The following is a 26,315-nucleotide window of genomic DNA, read 5'->3' on the forward strand; positions in this document are numbered from 1 at the left end:
ATAAATCAATGGTAATAAGGAGAAAAACAGAGGATTTGTTACACAGTTGTAAAATAATGTCGAAATATAGTGTGCTACGATAGTAAAAGAGAAAAAAATTCATTCATACATAATCGGGAGGTACACTCTTTTGGGGAAGAAATTTTTTGGTGTCGTGTTAACTAGTCTTATGGCCATGGTCCTTTTTGTACCACATACTCAGGCTGCATCTGTCTCAGGCGATGAAGTAATCAAACTTGCAAAAGAACATCTTGGAACACCGTATCAGTGGAGTGGAGAAACTCCCACTGGGTTTGATTGTTCCGGATTTACATACTACATAATGGACAAAGTAGGAGTCGATCTTTCAAGGGGTTCCTATGATCAATATAAACAAGGGACCTATGTATCGAAATCAAATCTACAAAAAGGTGACTTGGTTTTCTTCTCGGGTACACATAAGCAAGGAATTTCCCATGTAGGGTTTTATATCGGAGACGGGAATATGATTTCGGCTACTAAAAGTAGAGGTATTGCCATTGACCCAGTCTTTTCTGGTTATTGGGGAGATAAGTACACGGGGGCCAAAAGGTTCTTACATAACAGTTTTTTCAATGATGTATCCAGTGATTACTGGGCTTATGATGAAATTAAACAATTAAATAACGAAGGAATCATCAATGGTTATTCTGATGGAAGTTTTGGACCTACAGATCATGTCACCAGAGCACAAGTAGCTATGATGGTGGGCAAATCATTAAACCTTAATCCCTCTTCATCTGCCCAATTCAAGGATGTTTCTTCTGCACACTGGGCATATGGTTACATCAATGCGGCTGTGAATGCTGGTCTGATCACTGGTTATGAGAACGGTACATTCAAACCAGATGAAGCGATTACCAGATCGGAAATAGCAGCGATCATCAATAGAGCTTTCGAATTCAGCACTAACAGCAATTCTTATCGTTTTAAGGATATGAGCTCTTCTCATTGGGCCTATGAGGATGTGTACGCATTAGCTTCGAATTCCATCACTTCAGGGTATAACGACAACACATTCCGCCCTAATCAGGAAGCAACTAGAGCTGAATTCAGTGCTTTCTTGTATCGTGCTTTATATTGAACCATATCATAAATATCTATAAATCAAATGGTTGATGATTAAACCTCTTTTTTAGGCTGGGTACCGAGCAAGGTATTGAATTGAAGGGGGTTATTATGTAGGTTATGGTTGCAGGTATTTTCACTTGCGGTTTGGTCATATGAAAAAAACTAAAATCATTATAGAAATATTAAATATAACGATAGCCCCCATTTCTTATCTCTTAAGAAATGGGGGCTATCGTTGTTGAAATCCATTATCAAAGTTGGCTTCTAATTATGAAAAATAGTACTTGTATGTGGATTAATTGTTCCGGGGCTTTTTTAATAAAACATTTATCTCTCGAAATAATAAGAGAGAAGGGAGGGATAATCATGGCGAAAGGAAACAAAAAACTTTCGAATAAAAATGCACAAATTCATGATCGTAAAGAAGAGAAACAGCCGAGGGAAAAACAATAATAAAAAGTGTTCCCTCTAAGAGTGCTTTTTACTAACAATTGGGTGCCCGCATTTAGAAGGGAAATATAGTGAGTCCTTGATTCTCGGTGCAGTAGATCGCCATAGGATGGCGTAACACCAGAGGCAATAATCTCTGGTGTTACGCACTTATGCCCCTGTAAAATAGTCTGTTGGGGTAAGCCTGTATTTGGTTAACTAGATTTCTCCAACACCAACTTTTCTTCTTTCGCTTTAGCCGTCAGTACACTCACAATCCCCATAATGACAAATGCCGAAGCTGCACTAAAGAACATGGCAATAAAAATATTTCCGATTAAATTCAGAGATGTAAAAGCTACATACAAGGAAGCCCCCGTAACCACAGCGGCGATCGCGCCATAATGATTTGCCCGGTTCCAGAAATATCCGAGAGTGATGGGCGCAATAATTCCGGATATGATCGCGGAAAAGCTGAACTGGATTAGGAAGGCCAAGGACTCTGGGCGTTCTAAAGAGAAGTAAAGGGACAGGAGTCCAACGACAATCAGTGATCCTTTCGCTACTTTCAATGATTTGTTGTCCAATTCTTTGGCTGACATCTTTCTTGAAGTCAGTAAAGGTGCGACGACGCGGTAAAGGTCGTTTCCGATACTTGTTGTAATTCCTAAATACAAGCTGTCGGTACTAGATAGGATGGCAGAGATGATACCGACAATCATGATGGCTGCGATGACACTCGGGAAAGCCTCAATGACATAGGTTGGAATGGCCGCATCGGCACTTTGCAAGCTTGGGAAAAGCACGCGGGCAGCGAGTCCACCGAGAACCATCAGCGTAGAAATGATGCAGAGCACCAACCCTGCGGATAAGGTGAATGGAGCCAGGTCTTCTTCTTTTTCAATCGATAGCACTTTGTTCAATAGATGTGGCATCAATACGAAACTGAATAGGAGGAACTGCACGGCCATGATGGCGAGCGCACTGTTATAGGGACCGCCGTCGGCAATGGCTGCAGTCAGGTTCGGATCAATGCTATTCAGGCGATCGGTCAGCACTCCGAATACGTTCCATCCTCCACCAATCGTCCAGAAAAAGGACACAACGATGAATACGGATGTAATGGCCATGAGAACCCCCTGGATGCCGTCCGTGATGATTTGCGCGAAGGCACCGCCTAGGCCGATGTAAAGAATGGTAATAGCAACACCAATGATGATGCCCCAGAAATAAGGGATACCGATGACCGTTTCAAAAATGGTTGCAAGTCCGACATTTTGTCCGACGATATAATAGACATTGAATAAGATCAGTAAAGAGACGATGGCTTGCAGGGCTTTCGAGTTGTAACGTTTTCCAAGCCATTCCGGAAGTGTCGACACATGACCGAATTTTTTCCCGTAACGCCAGAACGTTTTGGCGAAGAGAAGTAGTCCGACCCAGGAAACGCCGAAGCAGCCAAGGGTGTACCAGAGCACAGCGGTTCCGTGTTCGTAGGCGAGGCCTGGAACGCCGATGAATAGGTTGGCACTGGCGTAAGATGTTGCAAAGCTTGCGCCGACAAGCCAGGGACTCACTTTTCCGCGGGCTGTAGCAAAACCGGCCATCGACTGGCTGTGAGCCCGCCCTTTTTTACCCACCCACGTCACAGCGGCAAAGTACACAGCTAATAAAAGGATGACGGTCCATAGTAATACACTGGAACTTGTAAGCATCGTTTATCGTTCTCCTTTCTTCGTCGTGTAAAAATTCTTCCATATCAATAAACCGAGTAACCAGAATAAAGCGACAGCGATGAAGTAAGTAAGGATCATTTCGTTTCCTCCTGTTTTTTGAAAAATGGCAAGGGGTGTGGGCCGATTTCACTGATTTCCATTTCGACTTTTAGGTTATGTTTTAAGGCGGTTTCCTCTACCAATATATGAGTCAATAGAGATGGTCCTTCTTCAAGGGTGACGATGCCGACCACATAGGGCGTATGTTCCTGCCAGGCGGGATGTCCGGCCCGATGGATCACACTCCATGTTTTCAGCCTTCCCCGTCCGGATGCTTTTTTCCATGTTAACGAATCATGAAAACAGTGTGGACAATGTTCGCGAGGGTAGAAGATCCACTGCTCACATTTGTCACATTGCTGAAGGCTGAGGTGTCCGGCTTGGATGCTTTCCCAGAAAGGCTGACTAACAGGTGTAATTGTAGGACGTGGCAGAGAAATGTTTTGTAGTTGGCTCATCGTTCTCCTCCTAACACAAGGGCTGTCGTTTCGCTTAATGTGGCTCCGTTCCCCGTCACAAGGGCTTGTCTCGCATCTGGTATTTGACGATTTCCAGCTTCGCCTCTCAATTGATGGACGGCTTCCACAACATGCGACATGCCGCCGGCCAAGTCTGCCTGACCGAAGCCCAACTGACCGCCATGCGTGTTCAATGGATAATCCCCGTCATGACTGAAGCTATGGTTTTTGACAAAATCACCGAACTCCCCTGGCTTACATAGACCAGCACTCTCAAGGGTGGTGGCCACGACACTTGTATAACAGTCATACAGTGAGAAAAGGTCGATGTCTTCAATGTTCGTACGAGCTTGGTCAAGCGCCCTTGGGATTGAATAGTTGAATGGCAGAGCGTCTATACTTGGCGCTTGGCTTACCGCCCGGTGTGTGATCTTTTCACCAGCTCCTTTCAGATAGACCGGTTTATGCTTCCCTTCCGCTGCTTTTTCCGCAGATGTCACGACGACGGCTGCTCCACCGGCAACAGGCATGACGATTTCCAGCAGGTGAAGCGGATCGGCAATCATAGGAGAGGCGATAATATCTTCGACTTCAACGGGCTTGTTATAGAAAATCGCATCCGGGTTCAACTGAGCATTTTTCCTGTGCCAGTACGCGATCCTTGCAAAGTCTTCCTGCGTGGACCCGTACTCTTCCATGTGCTGTCTTTTTATGAGGGCATAGGAGGTATTGGCTCCCGATGCACCGAAAGGCACATCAAATTCGCGGATCGGATTACGGTTTGGCGATCGTAATGTTTCCCCTTTTTCATTTTTGTTGGCTAAAACACAGACGACGGTTTCACACATGCCTGCCTGGATGGCTGCGGCGGCTCTCCAGATCATCCCTGGTCCGGTCGCTCCCCCGAGATCCACTGTGTTGGACATCGTGGGATCGATTCCCAGATACTCAGAAACCGTCGCCGGCACATGCTGCGGCGTTTCCCCGACTTGGGGTCCGACGAGCAGGCCGTCGACGTCTTCTTTGGAGATGCCGGCATCCTGGATGGCGAGACGGACGGATTCTGCAATCAAACTTAAGGTGGTTTTTCCTTCTGAATAACGGACGGGCTTCAGCTCACCGATTCCGGTGATCGCCCCTTGAATTTGGCTGGCCATTACACGAACTCCCTTTCTGAAAGCTGACGAAATGCTTGTAAGCTGGATGGATTACGTAAGGACGCTTCGTTTTTCACTTCTTCTCCTAAAGCGGCTGTTTTCGCTGCTCCTTCGACTCTTTTTCCATTGATGGTATGAGGGATTTCCTCCACTTGATAAATCCGCTTCGGTACATGACGAGGAGAAGCTTTGGTCCGGATTTGTCGCCGTATTTCTTTTGCCGAGTCTTCTGTAAGGTTTTCCGTCACCACACAAAGCACGATTTCTTCATCATGATCTTTCGGTAATCCGAAAACGACGCTGTCTTTGATTTCGTTGATATGGTCGACGACACCATAAATTTCAGCGGTACCAATGCGGACGCCGCCTGGATTCAATGTCGTATCGGCACGTCCATATATGATGAACGATTGGTCGATGGTCTGTTCAGCTAAGTCTCCATGTGTCCAAATCCCTGGCCGCTTAGAAAAATAGCTCTTCCTGTAACGTTCCTCTCCACCTTCACCGAAGAAGGTGAGCGGCATGCTCGGGAATGGTTTGGTGCAAACAAGGTCACCCTTTTCTTCGTAGACCGATGCTCCTCGCTCATCCAATACATCAACCGCCATTCCTAACGCTTTGCATGCAATTTCGCCTTGCTTCAATGGATGAACGGGTGATCCCATTACAAAACAGCCGATGATTTCTGTTCCGCCGGAAATGGAAGCAAGGAACAGATTCTGTTTGATCGTTTGATAGATCCAGTTGTATTGCTCTGGTGCTAAAGGAGCCCCGCAGGATAGCAGACTTTTCAAAGTGTCGAGCGAGTGACTGCTTTTCAGATCGACGCCTGCCTTCATCAATGTATCCAGGTACTTAGGACTTGTGCCGAAATGGGTGATGCCCACTTCATCCGCAATGTCCCACAAATGGGTGAGGTAATCTTGCCTTACGGGAGAACCGTCGTACAATAAAATAGCCGCTTCACTGGCTAACCCTGAAACGAGCCATGGATACATCATCCAGGCGGTATTGGTGTACCAGAACAACACATCATTTTGCTGGACATCGCAATGCAGCTGGTGTTCTTTCACATGTTGCAGGAGTGTCCCCCCGACCGAATGGACGATCGCTTTCGGCAGTCCCGTCGTTCCCGATGTATATAAAATGTATAAAGGATGATTAAAAGAAACGGGTTGGAACGTTGGCTCTACTGCATCATTGTTGCAAAGTTCGTCCCAGGATAGAGATTGTAGTCCTTCAATATCCGTTTCACCTCCGAACGTCACAAGAGCAGATAGTCCTTCCAGATGTTCCGTCGTCTGCTTGATTTTTTCTTTGATCTGGAATGGCTTTTGCTTATATTGATAGGAGAGCGTAGCAATCAACACTTTCGGTTTCACCTGACCGATGCGATCGACGATCCCTTTCGTCCCGAAGTCAGGGGAACAGGAGGTCCATGTCGCCCCGAGTGAAGTGGTCGCAAGCAAGGCGACCAACCCTTGGATATCGTTCGTCGTGACCCCGGCCACACAATCGCCTTCCTGTATACCTAATCGCTTTAACCCTTCCTGAGCTTTGGCAACTGATTGCCTTAGCTCATGTAAAGTAATACTTCGTTGAATGCCTTCCTCATTCGCTTCATAGGCAACGATTCGATCAAGAGAACCGCGCAGTAAGTTTTCGGCGAAGTTCAACCGTGCTTCCGGAAACCAGGTACTATCCGGCATGGAAGTGCCTGGGACAAAAACACGGTCTCCCTTTTCTCCGATAATTCCCGCATAATCCCACACCGCTGACCAAAACTCTGAAAGGTGGGAAACGGACCAGCGGTGGAAACGTTCATAAGGGAAAAGCGGCTGGCCGGTATAGTCAGCAAAAGCTTTGATGTGCGATTGTTCTATTCGTTCGCTCGATGGCTCCCATAGATAAGGGGAACGCTGAGCGGTGATCGTTGTATTCATTGGGTTTGTCTCCTTTCGAGTTATGAATAAGGAACTTCAATCAACAGGGCCATACCCTGTCCACCACCGCCGCAAAGGGAAGCGATGCCTTTTCCTCCGCCGCGTCGTTTCAGTTCATGGGCAAGGGTCAAAACGAGCCGGAATCCTGTGCCTCCTAAAGGGTGACCAAGAGCGATTGCGCCACCGTTCACATTGACCCGGTCATAATCGATGCCAAGCTCCCGGCAGCTGCCGATAACAACACTGGCAAAAGCTTCATTGATTTCAAATAGATCGATATCCTCGGTCGTCAATTGGTGTCTGTCTAATAGTTCTTGGATCGCTTGCGATGGTTTGGTTTGTAAACTCGGATCAGGTCCGGCAATCTCTGACCAATCTATGATCTCGGCGAGTGGATCCTGGCCGAGTGATTCTGCTTTCTCTTTAGTGGTAACGATCCCAACGCTCGCCCCGTCCGTCATCTGCGACGCATTGCCTGCCGTAATCGTGCCTTCGTTGGAAAAGGCGGGGGAGAGGCTGGATAACTTTTCTACTGTCGTTCCTTTGCGGATGCCTTCATCTTCCTCGAGTAATCCTGTAAAAGGAGTGATTTCAGGTTGGAACCATCCATTTTCCTGAGCGTGAGATGCTCGTTGCTGGGAAAGGGCGGCATATTCATCTTGTTCCTCACGACTGATCTCGAAGGAGCGGTTTTTCTCATCGGTAAGAGCGCCCATCGAGACATCGGTTAAGGCACACCATAAACCATCGTTCAGTAATGTGTCTTTTAGTAGGGCATGACCAAGTCCGGAAGAAGCACGTACAGGAGCGGTATGAGGTGCATTCGTCATCGAGTCGAATCCACCGACGATGTATAACTCTCCTTCATTCAATTTCAGTCTTCGGGAGGCATCCGCAATCGTAGCGATCCCACCCAAACAGACATTATTCAATGTGATGGCAGGTGTACTGATTTCCACCCCCGCTTTATAAGCGACTTGCCTCGCAGGGTTTTGGCCGCCCCCAGCCTGAATCACTTGGGCAAGCAGCACACCATCCGCCTGTTTGGCTATCGGATTTTTCTCTAACAAAGCGCTTAGCGCATGCGATCCTAGCTCGGATGCGGTTTTCTTTTTCAAAGCCCCTTTCCACTTTCCGAACGGGGTGCGGATGCCATCTAGTAGTACTGTAGTCATCTATGTATCCACTCCTTTTTGTATAATAGAAAGAGCCCTCTTCACAAAAATAAGAAGAGGGCTCTTGGCTCTTCTTATCTTCCAGGATCATCTCCTGCAGGAATTAGCACCTTATCAAGCGTTTGCTTGATGGTTGCCGGGCGTCAACGGGCCAGTCCCTCTGCCTCTCTGGATAAGAATTAAGTATTCAATTGGAAAATATAAAACCTCTCTATCAGCGATAGAGAGGTTAGAGATTATGTAAATCTCTTATCTTCCTGAGCGTTCACTCAGTAGGATTTGGCACCATGCTATGAATATAGCGGTTGCCGGGTTTCACAGGGCCAGTCCCTCCACCTCTCTGGATAAGATGTTCTTTCGTTATTTGGTTAAGTGCCATGTTAGCAAGGGAAAGGACAAGTGTCAATGCATTTTATAGAAAAGTGTGAAAATTTATTTTATTTGATCCCCAAGCTCAAGCGTTTTAGAAAACTAATAGATAGCTCAACCGCAGTGGTTTTCGCTAGTTTTCCGTATCTTTTTCGATTTTACAGGTGTTTAGGTTTTTTATGACCACCTAGGTTTGGTCTTATTAATAAAGTCGTTTTTATTAGGAGAAGCAGGAATTTGGATGAATCGTGTAGTAAATATTTAGTACAAGAATCTATTTTTATTCTTGTCATCCTCGTTATTACTAACATTCAAAAGAACCGACGGAGGGATGGAGGAGCGAGTGAAGATATCAAATAAGGGGGCATACACATGGCAGAAGTATCTTCGATGAAACAGGCTGTTGATGTTTTACTTAAAAAGGGATTATCCAAGCGGGACATCCTAACCAATGTAGATAACAGCCATTTCCCGTTTGAGGATGAAGAAGTTGTGATGACTTTTATTGATCTACAAATTGAGTGTTCCTCTGATGATGAATTTGACAAGTTGGTCGAGTATTTATATGGATTTAATTTGAAACAATAATAGATTTATTCAATTTCGCTCTTTAGCTACTTATTTATAGGATCAGTAGGAGAGTGCAGATATTGCTTAGTAAGTGGTAGAGTCTAACTTTAGCTGTTATATCGAATTGAAGACTGGCGTAGTATCCTCAGTTTAGGTTGGGTACTACGCCATTTTTTTTGGTTATTAAAGCATATTATAGGGTCCTAAATGTGGTTTTTGAGTTGAAAACTTTAGTCTTGTTTATTTAAAAATAATTAACAATTCATCGTGCTTTTATACTAAAATAGAGGTTGTGTAAATAATGTGTGAATACATAAAGAGAAGATTTTTCTTCGTAAAAGAAAGAGGAGAGTGAGTGAATGTTTTTTAAAAAAGGAAAAATAGAGCGTGTACTTGTGCTTGCCATCCTGGCGCTTATTGTCTCGCTGGGAAATTCGGAGGTTAGTTATGCAGGTTCGGATGTTACTCCACCTGTACTAAATGATTTAACTGTTTCAAAAAAGGAAGCTACAGTAGGAGATGAAGTGACAATCACAGCTGATGTGATTGATGATTTATCAGGAGTAGATAGGGTTAGTATCAAGTATGAAGCGCCAGAAGGAACCGCAACAAAATACGTAACACTAAGGTTAAATGCTGCAACTAGCAAATATGAAGGTAGTCTTGAAATTGGAGATTACGATGTTGCAGGAGCATGGAAAATAGATTACTTATACGTAAAAGATGTCCAGGATAACTATTATTATTACTATAATTCTGATGGTGGTTATGAGTATAAACGGGAAACCTCAGAGTATATAGATCTAAGTCCTTATAATATAGTAGTGTCGGGGACGGAAGAAGATAAACAGCCTCCAAAGCTAGACAATCTTCAAGTAACTCCTCTAGATGTAACAAAAAGGGATATTGTAAAGATATCAGCTGAAGTCAGTGATAATTTATCAGGGGTAGATAGGGTTAGTATCAAGTATGAAGCCCCAGAAGGAACCGCAACAAAGTACGTAACATTAAGGTTGAATGCTGAAACTGGAAAATATGAAGGTAGCCTTGAAATTGGAGATTACGATGTTGCGGGAGCATGGAAAATAGATTACTTATACGTAAAAGATGCCCAGGATAACTATTACTATTATTATAACTCTTACGGTGGTGCAGAGTATAAGCGGGAAACCTCAGAGTATATAGATTTAAGTCCTTATAATATAGTGGTATCTGGGACAGAAGAAGATAAACAGCCTCCAAAGCTAGACAATCTTCAAGTAACTCCCACTAATGTAAAAAGGGGAGAAGTAGTAAAGTTCAGTGCTCAGGTAAGTGATAATTTATCAGGAGTAGATAGGGTCAGTATCAAATATGAAGCGCCAGAAGGAACCGCAACAAAGTACGTAACATTAAGGTTGAATGCTGAAACTGGAAAATATGAAGGTAGTCTTGAAATTGGAGATTACGATGTTGCGGGAGCGTGGAAAATAGATTACTTATACGTAAAAGATGCCCAGGATAACTATTACTATTATTATAACTCTTACGGTGGTGCAGAGTATAAGCGGGAAACCTCAGAGTATATTGATCTCAGCTCTCATGATGTAGTGGTAGAAGAAACAGATAAGATTGCACCAATAACAAGCGTGGATTTCACCTCATCCACTCCAATGAAGAATGGATGGTACCCTTCAAATGTTACAGCTACTTTAAGCGCAACAGATGAAGAAGCAGGTATCAAAAAGATAGAGTATCGGACAAATGAAGGAAATTGGATCGAATATACAGAGGCCTTCGAAATCAGCCAGGAAGGCGAAGTTCAGCTTGATTACCGAAGCGTAGACCATGCTGGCAATATAGAGGAAATTCAAACCGAGATCATCAAAATAGATAAAACATCGCCGGTGACGACAACTTCTGAAATTCCTTCCGGCTGGGGTAATGAAGAAATAGAGCTATCCTTAACGGCTAGAGATGAATCTTCAGGTGTAAGTTCTATTGAATATAGAATGAACGAAGGTGAGTGGACTGCCTACGATACACCTATTACGATTGATGAAGAAGGTAAACATGTCATTGAATATCGAAGTACAGATCAAGCTGGGAACCAGGAAGAAATTCAGACGGTCGATGTCAATCTTGATTTTGGATCCCCAGAAACTACAATGAGTTCCGTGAGTGATGTATGGCATAAATCCAATGTGGAAGTAACATTAAGTTCTTCAGATGGTTTGTCAGGCGTCTCAAGAACGGAATATAGAGTGAACGAAGAGGAATGGGCAACCTATGATACTTCTATTCTTGTTGAAGGAGAAGGAAGCAATAAAGTAGAATTCCGAAGCATCGATCATGCTGGAAACGTAGAAGCGACACAAAGCAAAGTGATTAAAGTAGACAAAACCGCACCAGTGACCACAGCTGAAGAAGTACCGACGGACTGGTCCAATCAGGATGTTGAGCTAACCTTATCGTCTTCAGATGAGTTGTCAGGCGTGTCTTCCATCGAATATAAAATCAATGATGGCGAGTGGAAAGACTATAGTGATCCTATTAAGTTAGATCAAGAAGGATCGACAACGATTGAATTTAGAAGTAGTGATAACGTGGGTAATATAGAAGAAGTTCAAAATGAAACAATTAAATTGGACAAAACGGCACCAGTTACTTCAGTTAACGGAGTCCCTGAAAAGTGGGCGAATAAAACGACAGAGATCACATTAACTTCTAAAGACCAATGGTCAGGTGTAGCTACGATTGAGTATAGAATGAACGAAGGGGAATGGACAGAGTATAGCGGTCCGATTACCTTCCAGCAGAAGGGCGAAAATGTCATTGACTATCGCAGTGTCGATACAGCTGGGAACGTAGAAGAGTTTAAGAGTTTAACTGTGAAATATGACGATCATGCTCCACAAACATCAGCTAGTGATGTAGGTAATCAATGGCATAACTCCGAAGTAGAGGTATCCTTGAGTTCCACTGATCCATTATCCGGAGTGGCTAAGACAGAATACCGAATCAATAAGGGAGAATGGAAAGAATATACGACTCCTGTATTGATTGATGAAGAAGGCAGCCACACTGTTGATTATCGCAGTATCGATTATGCGGGCAACAAAGAAGAGGATAAAAGCATCACAATTATGCTGGATACAACGGCTCCAGATACAGCAATGAGTACTGAAAAGCGAGATGGTGATTTGGAGGTAACCCTGAGTTCTTCCGATGTACTGTCTGGGGTGAGCAAGACAGAATATCGAATCAATCAAGGAGAATGGAAGGAATATAACTCTGTAATTCAATTAAGCGAAGAAGGAACTCACACTGTCGACTATCGTAGTATCGATTATGCAGGGAATGTGGAAGTAATCCAATCTACGGAGTTAACGATAGACAAACCTTCCAATGACGGTACTTTTAAAGATATCAAAGGCCATTGGGCGGAAGACAAAATAAATTATTTAGTACAAAATAACTTATTATCGGGGTATAAAGACGGTACCTTCCAACCTGATGTAAATATAACGAGGGCTGAAGCAGCAACCGTTATTTCCAGGGAACTAGAACTTGAGAAGATTGGATCTGACTTTACAGATGTTTCAGAAGATCACTGGGCGAGCGGGTACATTGGTGCAGCCGCCAAGGCCAATATCCTCTCAGGCTACAAGGATGGAACCTTTCACCCGGATGAAAATTTAAGTCGAGCAGAAATGGCAACCATCGTTTCAAGAGCTTATCAATTACAAGGCCAAACCGATATTTTCTCAGATACGAAAGGGCACTGGGCGGATTCCTATATTCAAACCCTGGCAGCCAATAATATAACAGTTGGGTACCCGGATGGAACCTTCAAACCGGAACAGGAAATTACCAGAGCTGAATTTGCCTCTTTTGTAGCGAGAGTATTGGAAGACAGCTTCAGAGTAACTGACTGACAATAATGAATCATCATAGAATCTGAGCATAAAAACACCTTCACAGTCTTATAAACTGTGAAGGTGTTTTTTAATAGACCTTACTCCGTTTCTAAAAATGGAAAGGGATTCCTGTGCTTTTTATTGAATATCTAACGTAGGTGGTTGTTCGTGTTAATGGGAATATGGTTACGTGAACGTTCAATAGATTGAAAACCTTAAAAAATAACATCTACTTATTTATAAAAGAGGCATTTCCAGGAGGTATTGAAATGATTAAAAAATTATTCTTTTACGTATTCATCATGTTCGCTCTTAGCGCTTGCAGCGAGCAGAGTGTATCGGAAGAAGAACTTATCACAATAGAAGAGGTGCAAACGGCTATTACAGATCAAGGATTGGCTCTAGAGGATGCAGATTTACCAAGCATCAATGCTTTCACAAGAGAATTAAATGGTGTTTCTCCTGAAGCATATTTTATAGATGGTAATACGCTCTCTATTTATGTATTTCCTTCCACAGATGCACGAAAAGAAGGAATGGATGATTTTGAAGAAAAATCAGCTGCAGCTGGAGTCGTTGAACACGAAAAGTACATGCATAAAAACATCTTGGTATTTTACGAATTTGGAAATGAGGAAACGGATAGTAAATTGAAATCTGCAATAAATGGATTAGAGTAATCCTGTGATTGATTCAAGTTATCGGCTCAGATCTCTCCTGAAGTACTCGAAGTGATGAAATGTAAACAGAGTAGCATCCTATTTAGGATGCTACTCTGTTTCTGTTGAGAAAGGGAATATTTAAGGATTGTAATAATAATCAGGATCATTCATGAAGCGGTTAAAGACATTCCATCCTTGTTGCTCTTTAACTTCATAGGTTTCAGTATTCGTGGCTGCTCCATTTTCAAAATTAATTTTCCAATCGTTAATAAAGAAAGACCAGGTTGAATTATTGTAAATGATGGTTTGGAAATGGTTATCCTTTACATGTTTGATCCCGTCTTGTGCGAAGCAGAACATAGAGTTATCTGTATCCATAACCCCAATTCTATTCATCTCTCCATTTTTTGCATAAAATAATTGTCCACACGTCACATTGGAGCTCTGAACTTCTGTTGCAACTAATACATCAGGATTACTATCAAGGACATACAAGTTTTGTTGTGATTCGTTGTATGTGAAGCTTCCGATGGCAACTTTTTGATCCATCGGCGACGAGTCGCCTAGTTGTAATGTCATTTCATAATAGCCTGAATGGAGAATGTCCCCTTCGTTGGCTCCAGCCCAAGGCAAGTCATTGATTGTCGTTTTCTCGTTATCTGCAAATACCCGAAGTTTATAAGAACGGTGAAGGCCGTCAAACGTAGTTTCCAATCGTGCAGGTGAACCTGGTACACGAAACTCTGGATTGATGGTAGCACCTAAAACTTTGGCAAATGCAGCACGAGTAATATCATTTCATGGTTTGAATGTTCCATCCGTGTACCCGTTAATAATCCCTTTAGAATTTAAGTCCAAGATACTCTCCTGTGCCCATGGGAATATATGATCATCAGTAAATCCCTGAGGGTTCCCTTCACGGTTGATGGAATACGCACGGTCTACGATGAGAGTCACTTCAGCTCGGGTTATGTATGCATTCGGTTTAAAAGTCTGGTCTGGATATCCAGAAATGATTCCCTTTTCATACGCGACACGAACAGCATCTGAATAATACTTGCCCTTTGGAACATCCACAAACGGATTGCTTTGTTGCGGAGCAGCTTCTGGATATAAGTCTTTGATCACCATTAAAGCCACTTGGCCCCGAGTTACTTCTTCCTTCGGTTTAAATGATCCATCGGGATATCCGCTAATGATTCCATGATTGCTCAAATATAAGATTTCACTTTTGGCCCATGGTACCTGATCTAAATCCGGGTAAGATTCCGACGCGTTCACAGTGAGCATCGGAATTGTAAGGAAAACATAGAGTACGAAAATTGATGATAAGATTTTCTTCAAAGTAGATTCCTCCTTCTTTTCTAGGTCTAATTATAGTAGATAACCAGACGGAATGGTAATTTTATACTGGAATTCCATAACAGTAACAGTTCTGAATTACTAGATTGAGTGCTAGTTTTTTTAAGTACATTCAGTAGCATCCTATAAATATCCATGTTTCTCCTATTACATATTTATGAATTGATACCAAGAATGGAAGAGTAACTTCTTTTATTATGAGGGGTTTTTCTCCACCAAGTTATTTTTAAATACAAAAAAGAAGGCCGTAAAATACGGCCTTCCCTTCCATACACTTTACAACCCTACTGATATATATTTTGTCTCCAAATATTCCTCAATCCCATGGTGACCGCCTTCCCGGCCTAAACCACTCTGTTTAAACCCACCAAATGGTGCTTGTGGCGTGGAAGGGAGTCCGTCATTGAGTCCGACTATTCCGTATTCCAGTTGCTCACAGATTCGGATGCCTTTTGTCAGGTTCTCTGTGAAACAGTAAGCTGCTAGACCGTAGATCGAATCATTGGCTCTTTGAAGCGCTTCCTCTTCGGTCTTGAATGTAGTGATGGGAACAACGGGACCAAAGGTTTCTTCGTTCATGCAAATCATCTCATCATTGGCGCTTGTAATCACAACTGGATCCTGGAAGAGTCCTTCCTGTTCAGATCCTTGATAGACAATTCGTCCACCTTTTTCAGTGGCATCTTCTACGTGTTTTTGGACTTTGGCTACCGCTTTTTCATCTATAAGCGGACCAAGATCAACACCTTCTTCGAGCCCGTTTCCTACTTTAAGTTTCTTCACTTCTTCTACAAACCTGTCCGTAAAGGATTCCACGATTGATTCGTGGACGTAAATCCGGTTGGAGCAAACGCAAGTCTGACCGGCATTCCTGAATTTCGCACCGATGACACCTGCTACGGCTTTATCAAGATCAGCGTCATCCATCACAATGACGGGGGCGTGGCCGCCAAGCTCAAGGGATATTTTTTTCACTGTGTCAGCTGACCCTTTCATCAAAAGTTTCCCAACTTCTGTCGATCCTGTAAACGTTAACTTCCGGACACGATCATCTTCCAACCATGATTCCCCGATAGCTTTCGGATCACCTGTCACGACGTTGATCACTCCTTTTGGCATACCTGCCTCTTCCGCAAGAGCAGCCAATTTGATTGCGGTGATCGGTGTTTGTTCGGCAGGCTTGATGACAACGGTGCATCCTGTAGCGAGCGCAGGTGCGACTTTTCTAGTAATCATCGCCGCTGGGAAGTTCCACGGAGTAATGACGGCTACAACTCCGACGGGTTGTTTATGGACAAACAATCGTTTGTTTCGCTGTGTAGCAGGTATTTGTTCGCCATAGACACGTTTGGCTTCCTCGGCATACCAGGAGATGAATCCGTTGGCGTAGTTCATTTCCCCAAGGGATTCTTTCAACGGCTTCCCTTGCTCCTGGGTCATGGTGCGCGCGAGGTCTTCCTTATGTTCATTGATAAGGTCGAACCACTTTCGAATGACTTCGCTTCGTTCATAGGCAGAGAATTGCGACCAGTTTTTGAAAGCATCAGATGCCGCATCGACCGCTTGTTCAGCTTCGTTTTTTCCGCCTTTTGGAACGGTCGCCATCACCTCCAGGTTCGAGGGATTGGTGACTTCAATTGTAGGGAGGTTGTGCCCTGAGTCTTGTCCATTTATTTTCATATAATAGCTTTCCATGTTTGGCCTCCTAATGATTATGAGATCTTTCTATCCTTTTCTTCGAGATCTTTCGTGAAAATCTCGTCGTTTTCTCCGGAGAAGAACTGCTTGCCATAGACTAATAGTGTAAGCAGTACGCCGACAGCGAAGGCCCAGGTCGCGCCTTTCGTTGCTAAAACGGCTCCGATGATTCCGGCGATTCCAAGGTCACGGTGGCTGCGGGATTCCAGAATCCCTACACGGACACTGACATACCCCTGAATAAGCAGAGTTAACGCGAGTGCAATGCCTAGAATCGGTTCAACAAGAGTGACAATAGGCATCAAGATTAACCCTGTATTCGTACCCCAGCGGAACGATCCGGATCCGCCGAAGAGGGAATGCATGGCTTTTTTCCCTTCTTTGAAACGCTCAATGACAACGACCTGCATGGCTGCCCAAAGGGGTCCGGCCATGGTCACATCAGGACCGAGGATACTCATAATGGAATTACGACCACCGAAAATCAAGTGTGCACGGTTCTCGTTATAGTCAATTTTCTCGTCTTGACGGACATCATCAGCTTCAGCAATCAATGCTTTACTCTGCAATACGTCGCCGAACAGTACAATATAAGCAGCTAATACGGTCGGGATGGCTTGAACAAAAAGCATGAGCGAAGGGAAGCCTACCCCGAAGACCGTGTATTCACTCCACAAAGTGCCGAAGTCAGGATTGATCAGTCCCCACTCAATGGTCGGCCAAGGAGCTTCTCCGAAAAGAGGACCAATGACAACTGCTAGAATAATAATAGGAAAGATACCTAGTTTTCCAATAAGTCCCCAAACCGCACTTGAATTTTTCAGTTTATTGAAATGTTTAGAGAAAATAATGTAGAAAGCAATTCCCACAGCAATGGAAATCGTCCAAGGGAACGATTCGAATCGTCCGCCTACTTCAAAGACAGAAATGACAGCGGCAAAACCGGCTCCTAGAATGACCCCGGATTTAATGGCGGGAGGCACAAAGGAAACGACTTTCTTTGCAAGTCCTGTGGCCCCTAATAGGATAGAAAACAATCCGAGTGTTAGCTGGAAGGCGACGAGGGCATGAACCCGGTCAACGCCTTCAGGGAAGGTGGATACATAAGCCATGATGAGAGGGATTGCTGGGGTGATCCATCCCGGCACTACAGGATCTCCGAGTAAGTGGTGAGTCAAGTATAGAATTCCATTTAGTAGCACGACAGCCAGCGCCACTTCAAAGGGCATGCCAAGCAATTCAATCATTAACGGAATGGCGGCCAAGTCCACAGCGCACATCATCAGTCCTTGAACATAGTCCGGCCATTCGAATTTGTAATGCACAAAAGGGAGTCTTAGTTTAAATGGTCCTAACGGAATGTAAGGAGATTCTTCTCCATGTTTTCGATTTTTCCACATTTGGATTACCTCTTTTCTTTGAGATTTAATCTAGTAAGCGGATTGGTAGATCTTTTCAATCTGTTCCTTAGACAACTTGCGGGGGTTATTATTCAACAGACGTTCGATTTTGCTGGCATCTTCGGCCATTTCTGTAATCGCGCTTTCTGGAATATCGAAAGAACGAAGACCAGATGGGATGTTGACTTCCTGACATAAGCGTTCCATAGCTTGGACAGCCTGATCCGCGGCTTCTTTATCGGAAAGTCCAGCGGTGTTTTCTCCAAGGGCTGTAGCAATTTCTCGAAAGCGCTCCACACAAGCAATTTTATTCCACTCCATAACATAGGGAAGAAGCAGAGCATTACTGACCCCATGGGCGATGTGGTATCGTCCACCGAGTGGATAGGCGAGGGCATGAACTGCTCCAACACCTGCATTTCCAAAGGCCATCCCCGCCATCAAGCTTGCGGTGGCCATGTTTTCCCGGGCTTCCAAATGATCCGGGTTGGCGTAGGCTTTCGGTAAATTTTTCGCGATCATTTTCATCGCGTGGATCGCCAATGCGTCGGTGATCGGGGAAGCGTGAACAGAAATGTAAGCTTCAATGGCATGCACTAGAGCGTCGACGCCGCTCGCAGCCGTTACCGACGGGGGCATGGTGAGTGTCATTTCAGGCGCGATGATGGCGACATCCGGCAGCAAGTGATCACTGACCATGCCTTTTTTTAACTGGGCTTCTGTATCTGAAAGAATGGATATGTTCGTCACTTCAGATCCTGTACCTGCCGTAGTAGGAAGGGTGATGATGGGCGCACCTTTAGCTGGTACGAGATCCGTGCCGAGGAGTTCTGATAATTCACCTTCGAATGGGGCGAATGCGGAAGCGCTTTTGGCGATGTCGATGGCACTTCCTCCACCGATCGCAATCAATCCATCATGGCCGCCATTTAGGAATGTTTGAGAACATTCCTCTACAATCCCCAATTCAGGATCTGGTTTCACACCATTAAAGACTTCATAACTCTTCCCTTTCAATAGGGAGGTGACTTGATCGACCACCCCGACCTGCTGGAGGATTTCATCCGTGACAATCAAAGGATTGGATACACCCAGCCGTTCTATTTCCTCAAGAAGGGTTTCGGTAGCTCCATGACCTGTAATTAATTTGTTGGCAATTTTAAATGTTGAGATAGACATCGAATTGATTCTCCTTTCTCTGGTTACTTTTATACATGCAAATTTCATGCCAACTTATAAAAAGTCTGAAAATACAGGCAATTAAAAGGATGTTTCTGAAAGCGCTATCATTAAAGGGTTTAATTTTGATTCATATTTTAATCGAAAATGGGGAGGGTGATTAAAAAAATAATCACTCTCCCCATTTCTTCATCTTCTGAACAATTGTAGACTGACTTACTTGCAAAGCTTCCGCTGCTTTTCGTGTTGTTTTATAAATCCAGAGTGCTTTTGTAATCTTCTCGCGTTCTAGTTCTTCCACTGCTTGTTTTAATGGAACAATGTCGTCATCATCTTTTGACCTTGAGCGCTTTCTTGCATGGATAAGTTCTCCTGGAAGCTGATCTCTTTCGATTTCCTCTGATGGGGAAATGACGACTAATTGCTCCATCAAATTTTTTAACTCGCGGATATTCCCAGGCCATTCATAGTCCGATAGAAGGTCCAAGGCATCTAAACTTAATGATCGGTCCATTCCATATGATGAAGAATATTCTTCTAAAAAGAGCTGCGCAAGTGGAATGATTTCTTTCTTTCGTTGTCGAAGTGGAGGGACATGGATAGGTACGACGTTGATCCGATAATACAAATCTTCACGGAATTCCCCGGATGCCACCAATTTTTTCAGGTCCTTGTGAGAAGCTGCCAGAATACGGACATTGATATGTTTGAGCTTCGACGAGCCGACAGGATAAAATGCCTGGTCTTCAATGACTTTCAACAGTTTGACCTGTAATTCTAGAGGAAGATCTCCGATTTCATCTAAAAACAGGGTCCCGTGGTCGGCAACTTCAAGGAGTCCCTTTTTCCCTTTTGTTAAAGCTCCTGTAAATGCGCCCGGTTCATAACCGAACAATTCAGCTTCGATTAAATTAGAAGGAAGAGCTCCGCAATTCAGTTCCAAAAAATTTTGTTGGGATCGTGGGGATTTTTCGTGGATGTGTTTGGCGATCATTGTTTTTCCTACACCCGTCTCTCCGTGCAAGAGAACTTGGGCATCGGTTTTGGCTACACGCTCAATGATGGTGATGATTTCTTTCATCTTTTCACTCGTATAGAAGGGGAAAGCTTCCGATTTGGAGTACGCCTCCTTTGAACTTTGACGGAGGTTCTTCAACTCCTGGAGGTCTTCCATTTCATGCTTTAATTCAAGAAGCTCGGTAATGTCTCTGACACTATTGATGACGTATAGGATTTCTTGATTTTTGGAAAAGATTGGAGTCCCTGAAACAATGATATTCCGACCGTTGGAGATTTTCTGCATCAAGGTGACAGGGCGCTTTTCTTTGATCACCTGAAGAGAAGCAGACTTGGAAATGTACTCTGCTTTTATGATGTCATTCATATGATAGCCGATTAGTTGATCGGAACGGAGGTCGGTAATCCTTTCATAGGATTGGTTGACCATCACTGTAATCCCTTCACCATTCGTGATAAAAACACCATCATGAAGGGAATTGATGATATCGTTGAATATCGGGCTTTCCAAAATTTCGCTATATTGATGGTCGTTGGATTGTGTGGTGGCAGCATATTCTCGTAATGGTCCATCTATGATCTGTTCCAGTGTTTTATAGAGACTTCCTCCCTCAATGAAGTCTTGTAGATCATCGGGAGATAATCTGCCAACGACGTCTCCATTGTCGTTCACGACTTCAATGCTATCTTTATTAGAATCCGAAAACAGTTCAATCGCACGGTTTATTTGATCATGGATATGTAAGGGCATGTTTTGACCTCCGTATAGGGCTGATATGTCATTTTATCATATTCGTAATAGGAGGGAGGCATCCTTCGTTTAAGGAGGAGGGAAAGCTTAAGCTTAGATAGGTAGGTGAAATGGCATAAAGAAAAAGCACCCCTGAATGAGGTGCTTGAGACTTACATAAAGATTTGGAAAGTAATTACGAAATTCAACTAATTCGTAGAAGACTTCTGCTTTTTATTTTCGTAAAAATAGTTCAGTGCAGCAGATACTTTTTCACCAACGAAAGGAGTCAGCGTTTCCGCATAGGTCCTCGTCAAATGGTGCCCATCCTGATAAACCAATACATTTCCGATAATCGGTTTACAGACTTCCTCTTCACAGAACTTATCCGTCAAATCCGCATAGTACACATTATCCAAATCAAGGGTATCAATGTCGTCTGATAAATCCTCAAGATCATTCTCCGTCGTACAGTCCTTGGCATTAGCGCCATGTTCATCGATACAAGTCGGGATATCAAACTCAGCTCTTGGATTGTCTTTTAAAGCAAACACGTTGATGTCATGTTCACCAAGCTCTTCCCATTGATCCACATAACCCTCAGGAATTCCTTCCCACTCTGTAGCATCGGCGGTTGTGTAAACCAGATCAGGTTTCTTCTCAATCAATTCGTCCATGACACTATCATTCCACTCTGCGCATGTTTTTTGATCGAGTTCTGTCGTCAATAAATAAGACTCGCTGGAGAATCGGCAGGCACTACGTGTATAGTTCAGAATTTTGATGTTCTCTTCATTCGCATAAGCTTCCAATGGAGCCAACCAGTGGGCACTATGGGAGCCTCCGACTAAGGCAATCGTATAATCGGGGTTGTCGACTTCTCCATACTCACACAGAATGACTTCTGCCTCTTCCATTCCTTGGTGGCACCCATCATCATAACTTTTCGGTGTTTCTTCTTTTGCCTGTAAAACACTAGGTGCGAAAGGTTCATCTGAATGGAACTCATCATCGGTTGCCATCACTAAGGCACCAGGATAATCATTGCTGTTCGATATTTCCACACTGGCCGAAGCGAATTGCGCATCCTTTACGTACCAGGACCAGGATCCATTTAAAAGGACAACTGGAACAGCAATAGCCACTAGAATAAATGCTAACTTCGGTTTCGACTGTATTTTTTTGTTTCTGATAGGCTTTTCAAATAGGTTCGTAGTCACATAGGATAATACGACGGCCAACCCGATAATCAATAAACCGTGTGTGATAGGAACCGTGTCATTTCCAATGATGTTGAAATATAAGATTAGTAGCGGCCAATGCCATAGGTAGAAACCGTATGAAATTCCACCGAACCGAACCAACGGTTTCGCACTTAACAGCTGGTGTACTCCAAGTTTTCCACCACTATTCCCAGCAATCAAGATCAACACCGCTGACAGAACCGGCCACAGAGCCGCATATCCAGGGAAAACAGTCGACACTTGTAAGAGCAGACCACAGCATACTAGTCCTAATAAACCCAACCAGCCAATGACTAGATTCGTAGATTTATTCAAGGAGATATTGGCAATGACCAGAGAGAGGATGCCCCCCACTGCAAATTCCCAAGCCCTAGCGAATGTATCAAAATAAGCCCATGGCTGATTCACTGAAGTCTTATAGACGGAATAGCTGATGGACAAGACAAAAATCACAATCAACGTATAGAACAAAGAGTTTCTTGTTTTCATGTTTAACTTCTTTGCGATCGCTATGGAAGTGAGCAATACCAAGGTCCAAATAATATAAAATTGAAACTGGGTACTCATGGCCCAAAAATGCTGGACTGGGCTGGCGACGTTATTCTGCGCCAAATAATCCACCGAGTTACTAGCCAGCTGCCAATTTTCAAAATAGACTAAAGAAGCAGCGACTTCCTGAATAATAGATGACCACTGAGACTGAGGTAGGAAATAAAAACTAGTAATAATGACAAAGATTAGTACTGAGAATGCTATTGGAAATAACCTTTTTCCCAGTTTTAGCAGGAATCCAAATACATCTACTTTTCCTGTTCTTTCAAACATATTTAAAAGAGAGATCGTTATTAAAAATCCGGATACGACGAAGAATACATCGACGCCACCTGAAACGTTACCTAACCAGATATGGTAAACAGCGACTAAAATGGCAGCGATCGCCCGTAATCCTTCTATTTCCGGCCTGAATTTTCTTTTCTTTTCTTTATATAGATTCATATAAAGCCTCCGTTTTCTGTTCAATACCGTTACACATTTTACCATAGAACGTGGACCGGATGTTATCCCCTATAGAGGTTTTTATCTTCGTAATAAATAACAGTTTTAAAAAAAGAAGAAGAGGAGGCATTATAGTTTCCCTAGTGCCCTGGATTAAATGGGCGTTATGGATGCTGCTGTTGTTATTGATTTGGGTCTTGATCGCTTTTATTATGCTGACGGTTGGTGTGTTGATTAGTTTAGGGCCGGTATAAGAGAATACTTGTGATTACTCAATTAACCTTAGCAGTGATTTAATCAAACAACCTGTACTAAAAGGTAGAACGTGAATAACTCATCATTCAGAGAAACAGATCTATAATCATGAAAGGAGAAACCATCTATGAAGACACTCTTACTCACAGGCTTTGAGCCATTCCTAGACTTTCCTATTAACCCGACGAATCAAATCGTAAAGGAACTGAAAAGTGAAGAGCTGAATGGATATCGGATCGAAGGACGGATTCTTTCCGTTGATTATAACAATTCAGGGCGGGAAATTTTAGAACATATTTATGAAGTTGAACCGGATGCAGTCCTCTCACTCGGACTTGCTGCCGGCCGTTACAAAATTACACCTGAGCGAATTACGATCAACTGTAACGAAAGCAATGAAAAGGATAACGAAGGGAACACACCTGACGGGGATCCCATTCAAAAAGAGGGACCGGATGGATTGTTTTCTACTCTGCCAATAAAACGTTTTGTTGAAGACTTACAAGCGAGAGGGTATCCGGCTGAGGTATCCAATACCGCAGGGACTTACCTTTGTAACCATGTGATGTATCAAGTGCTTTATCATTTTCATGTGAATGATCAGAAGGTCCCTGCAGGTTTTGTTCATATTCCAGCGTCTCATGATTTGGCTGTTCAGCACGGGAAACTGCCAAGCTGGTCACAGAAAGATTTGACTGATGCCGTGAAACATATCATTCAACTGCTGCCATGAGTGTAGGAAAGTGTCTGGTTGAAGACCAGACTTTTTTCTGAGTATGATAAGAAAGCCCCGTGAATCTAGTTTGTAGTGAATACCTAAGAGGTCAATCAGACCATACTAGCATATGAATCCAGAATGTTGGATGCATATGCTTTTTTTTTGCATCTTTCATTACTATACTGAACGGGGTGTGGGCAAGGGATGGAAACTGTTTTCTGCTATTACAGGAAGTCTATTAATTTGGGAGACTCATGGACTCCAGTCCAGCGCATTGTCCACCAGGATAAAGTGTTGTTTGATTATTGTTTATCCAATAACTTGAATGTCCTTAAAAGGTTCAGTGACCTAGGGTATTTAGGTTCACCGTTTCAACGTCCTGAATTGCTGCAAATCAGAAAGATCATAGAAAAACCTAAAAACAAAGCTGATTTACTCCTCTTCTATAGCATCGCTGGTTTGAGAACGGAGATGAAATCGAATGCTAAGTTGGTTTTAGAAGTGGTGGAGATCATTGGGAAGGTGCATTTTTATAGAGAAGAGATGACGCTGGACTCCAAGAGGTTGGAACTATACATGAAAGGAGCCGCTAGCAGCGAATTGTTTAATCATGGCCAAGCCTTCATCCCTTCAACGGATAAGAAGGAAGAAGCGTGAATAAAAAAACAACCTGCCCTAAGACAGGTTGTTTCTATCATCATATTAGCTTGCTTTCGATCGCGTATAGTGCTGCTGGTGTATATAATCATTAAAGTAATGGTTCGTTTCTTTCACGATCACTTTATAAAGAAGCAATAAAGCGATTAAGTTGGGAATCATCATCAAGGCATTCGCCATGTTGGCAAACGCCCAAACAAGATCAAGCTGCATGACGGCACCCATAAAGGTTGCAGTAATGTAGATGAAACGATATGGAACGATATAGCGCAGGCCTAAGAGGTATTCGAAGCACTTCTCTCCGTACATGTACCACCCGACAATCGTTGAAAAGCCGAAGAAGATGACGGAAAAGGCTACGATGTATTCGCCTATAGTACCTAATGCGTGTCCGAATGCCGCACTTGTAAGAGCACCACCGTCCAGGCCGGTCGCGTGTTGAACACCTGAGATCGCTCCACCGGATGGATCCCAGAACCCTGTCATGATCAGGACAAGTCCAGTCATGGTACAAACGACGATGGTCACGATGAACGTACCTGTCATGGCCACGAGCGCTTGTTTTACTGGGTGATCGGTTTTAGCGTTACCGGCGATTAATGCCGCTGTACCTAAACCAGCTTCGTTTGAGAAAATACCACGTGATACACCGCTTCTGACAGCTTCCATGACGACAACCCCAGCGAAACCACCAGCTGCGGATACCGGACTGAATGCGTATTGGAAGATCATTTCAAAAGCAGGGACGATCGCCTCGTAATTGGCGATAATGATGAATAAAGCCCCGCCAATATAAAGGAAGGCCATGATTGGTACGAAAAATCCTGCCACTGTACTGATCCGCTGGATGCCTCCGAAAATGATCAGTCCAGTCAGGATCGCGAGCACAGCTCCTGTAAACCAGCCATTGATATGGAAGCTTTCTGTCATAACATCTGAGATGGTATTGGACTGAACACTGTTTCCGATTCCTAAAGCTGCAAAGGCACCGAATAACGCAAATGCCACCGCGAGCCATTTCCACTTCTTTCCGATGCCTCGTTCTACATAATACATTGGCCCACCGGAATATTCTCCGTTCTCATTTTTTACTCGATACTTCATCGCAAGGAGGGCTTCGGAGTATTTGGTCGCCATCCCTAGCAGGCCGACAATCCACATCCAGAAAATCGCGCCAGGTCCACCGAGCGTCAAAGCTGTAGCAACACCTGCGATATTTCCGTTACCTATGGTCGCTGATAGCGCTGTCATTAAAGTTTTGAAGTTACTGATATCCCCTTGGGAATCCTCGGATGTTTCTGTTTTTTCCTCTTTCGTAAATGCTAGTTTAAAGGCGTAGAACAGTTTGCTGAACTGCAGCCCTTTTAGCATAATGGTCAAGAACAACCCTGTCCCGAATAACAGGACCAAACTGGGTGTTCCCCATAGTACATCATTGATTTGGTTCAATACGTCTAGCATCATTACCCTCCTAATCCTGTTGTAACCGTCTATGTAGGGCGGTCTTTTAAAATGTCCATGTTCTACCCTATC

20 protein-coding genes and 2 riboswitches are annotated in these 26,315 nt (G+C 43.7%); of the genes, 7 read left to right on the forward strand and 13 right to left on the reverse strand.

Annotated elements, in window-relative coordinates; all coding sequences use genetic code 11:
* Positions 1-130 precede the first annotated feature (130 nt).
* Positions 131-1,102 (forward strand): C40 family peptidase, encoded by a 972-nt coding sequence (locus tag LC065_RS07835; RefSeq protein ID WP_226592456.1) that lies wholly within the window; start codon positions 131-133, stop codon positions 1,100-1,102.
* Positions 1,103-1,733: 631 nt separating this feature from the next.
* On the opposite strand, the gene LC065_RS07840 is transcribed toward LC065_RS07835, so the two are convergent.
* The 5 genes from LC065_RS07840 to LC065_RS07860 form a co-directional block, all read right to left on the reverse strand.
* Entirely contained in the window at positions 1,734-3,233 is a 1,500-nt protein-coding gene (locus LC065_RS07840; RefSeq protein WP_226592454.1) for a sodium:solute symporter family protein, read from the reverse strand.
* A 95-nt stretch (positions 3,234-3,328) separates the two neighbouring features.
* Complete coding sequence (locus LC065_RS07845; protein WP_226592452.1) at positions 3,329-3,751, reverse strand: Zn-ribbon domain-containing OB-fold protein; 423 nt, start codon at positions 3,749-3,751, stop codon at positions 3,329-3,331.
* Positions 3,748-4,908, reverse strand: a complete 1,161-nt coding sequence (locus LC065_RS07850; RefSeq protein WP_226592450.1) for a thiolase family protein — start codon at positions 4,906-4,908, stop codon at positions 3,748-3,750. Before LC065_RS07850 ends, LC065_RS07845 begins: the two co-directional genes overlap by 4 nt.
* The gene (locus LC065_RS07855; protein ID WP_226592448.1) at positions 4,908-6,851 is read right to left on the reverse strand and encodes an acetoacetate--CoA ligase; all 1,944 of its coding nucleotides are present in this window, start codon (positions 6,849-6,851) and stop codon (positions 4,908-4,910) included. Before LC065_RS07855 ends, LC065_RS07850 begins: the two co-directional genes overlap by 1 nt.
* A gap of 20 nt (positions 6,852-6,871) precedes the next feature.
* Complete coding sequence (locus LC065_RS07860; protein ID WP_226592446.1) at positions 6,872-8,026, reverse strand: acetyl-CoA C-acyltransferase; 1,155 nt, start codon at positions 8,024-8,026, stop codon at positions 6,872-6,874.
* Between the two features lie 71 nt (positions 8,027-8,097).
* A riboswitch (SAM riboswitch) is annotated at positions 8,098-8,205 on the reverse strand.
* A gap of 67 nt (positions 8,206-8,272) precedes the next feature.
* A riboswitch (SAM riboswitch) is annotated at positions 8,273-8,377 on the reverse strand.
* 255 nt (positions 8,378-8,632) lie between these two features.
* On the opposite strand from LC065_RS07860, the gene LC065_RS07865 reads away from it, so the two are divergent.
* From LC065_RS07865 to LC065_RS07880, 4 genes are all read left to right on the forward strand, one after another.
* Complete coding sequence (locus tag LC065_RS07865) at positions 8,633-8,755, forward strand: hypothetical protein (RefSeq protein ID WP_264187845.1); 123 nt, start codon at positions 8,633-8,635, stop codon at positions 8,753-8,755.
* A gap of 12 nt (positions 8,756-8,767) precedes the next feature.
* Positions 8,768-8,983, forward strand: a complete 216-nt coding sequence (locus LC065_RS07870) for a hypothetical protein (RefSeq protein WP_226592445.1) — start codon at positions 8,768-8,770, stop codon at positions 8,981-8,983.
* 341 nt (positions 8,984-9,324) lie between these two features.
* The gene (locus tag LC065_RS07875; protein ID WP_306163871.1) at positions 9,325-12,882 is read left to right on the forward strand and encodes an S-layer homology domain-containing protein; all 3,558 of its coding nucleotides are present in this window, start codon (positions 9,325-9,327) and stop codon (positions 12,880-12,882) included.
* A 251-nt stretch (positions 12,883-13,133) separates the two neighbouring features.
* Positions 13,134-13,544, forward strand: a complete 411-nt coding sequence (locus LC065_RS07880; RefSeq protein ID WP_226592441.1) for a hypothetical protein — start codon at positions 13,134-13,136, stop codon at positions 13,542-13,544.
* A 120-nt stretch (positions 13,545-13,664) separates the two neighbouring features.
* Here LC065_RS07880 and LC065_RS07885 read toward each other — a convergent pair whose 3' ends face one another.
* The 7 genes from LC065_RS07885 to LC065_RS07915 all read right to left on the reverse strand — a co-directional run bounded on the left by LC065_RS07885 (position 13,665) and on the right by LC065_RS07915 (position 23,152).
* Entirely contained in the window at positions 13,665-14,240 is a 576-nt protein-coding gene (locus LC065_RS07885) for a hypothetical protein (RefSeq protein ID WP_306163872.1), read from the reverse strand.
* An 84-nt stretch (positions 14,241-14,324) separates the two neighbouring features.
* Complete coding sequence (locus LC065_RS07890) at positions 14,325-14,870, reverse strand: S-layer homology domain-containing protein (protein ID WP_306163873.1); 546 nt, start codon at positions 14,868-14,870, stop codon at positions 14,325-14,327.
* A gap of 294 nt (positions 14,871-15,164) precedes the next feature.
* Positions 15,165-16,583 (reverse strand): NAD-dependent succinate-semialdehyde dehydrogenase, encoded by a 1,419-nt coding sequence (locus LC065_RS07895; protein ID WP_226592437.1) that lies wholly within the window; start codon positions 16,581-16,583, stop codon positions 15,165-15,167.
* A 17-nt stretch (positions 16,584-16,600) separates the two neighbouring features.
* The gene (locus LC065_RS07900) at positions 16,601-17,986 is read right to left on the reverse strand and encodes a DUF3360 domain-containing protein (RefSeq protein ID WP_226592435.1); all 1,386 of its coding nucleotides are present in this window, start codon (positions 17,984-17,986) and stop codon (positions 16,601-16,603) included.
* A 30-nt stretch (positions 17,987-18,016) separates the two neighbouring features.
* Complete coding sequence (locus LC065_RS07905) at positions 18,017-19,165, reverse strand: iron-containing alcohol dehydrogenase (RefSeq protein WP_226592433.1); 1,149 nt, start codon at positions 19,163-19,165, stop codon at positions 18,017-18,019.
* A 172-nt stretch (positions 19,166-19,337) separates the two neighbouring features.
* On the reverse strand, positions 19,338-20,933 hold the full coding sequence (locus LC065_RS07910) for a sigma 54-interacting transcriptional regulator (RefSeq protein ID WP_226592431.1): 1,596 nt from the start codon (positions 20,931-20,933) through the stop codon (positions 19,338-19,340).
* A gap of 188 nt (positions 20,934-21,121) precedes the next feature.
* Positions 21,122-23,152 carry an acyltransferase family protein gene (locus tag LC065_RS07915; protein ID WP_226592429.1) on the reverse strand — a complete coding sequence of 677 codons (2,031 nt, stop codon included), beginning with the start codon at positions 23,150-23,152 and terminating at the stop codon, positions 21,122-21,124.
* A gap of 382 nt (positions 23,153-23,534) precedes the next feature.
* Here LC065_RS07915 and LC065_RS07920 point away from each other — a divergent pair, with 382 nt between their 5' ends.
* Entirely contained in the window at positions 23,535-24,140 is a 606-nt protein-coding gene (locus LC065_RS07920) for a pyroglutamyl-peptidase I (RefSeq protein ID WP_226592428.1), read from the forward strand.
* A 228-nt stretch (positions 24,141-24,368) separates the two neighbouring features.
* Positions 24,369-24,782, forward strand: a complete 414-nt coding sequence (locus tag LC065_RS07925; RefSeq protein ID WP_226592426.1) for a serine integrase family protein — start codon at positions 24,369-24,371, stop codon at positions 24,780-24,782.
* 45 nt (positions 24,783-24,827) lie between these two features.
* Here the strand turns inward: LC065_RS07925 and LC065_RS07930 are convergent, their stop codons facing one another.
* Entirely contained in the window at positions 24,828-26,243 is a 1,416-nt protein-coding gene (locus tag LC065_RS07930; protein WP_226592425.1) for an alanine/glycine:cation symporter family protein, read from the reverse strand.
* Between the last annotated feature and the right edge of the window lie 72 nt (positions 26,244-26,315).

It is taken from the genome of Halobacillus litoralis, assembly GCF_020524085.2.
GTDB lineage: Bacteria > Bacillota > Bacilli > Bacillales > Halobacillaceae > Halobacillus > Halobacillus litoralis_E.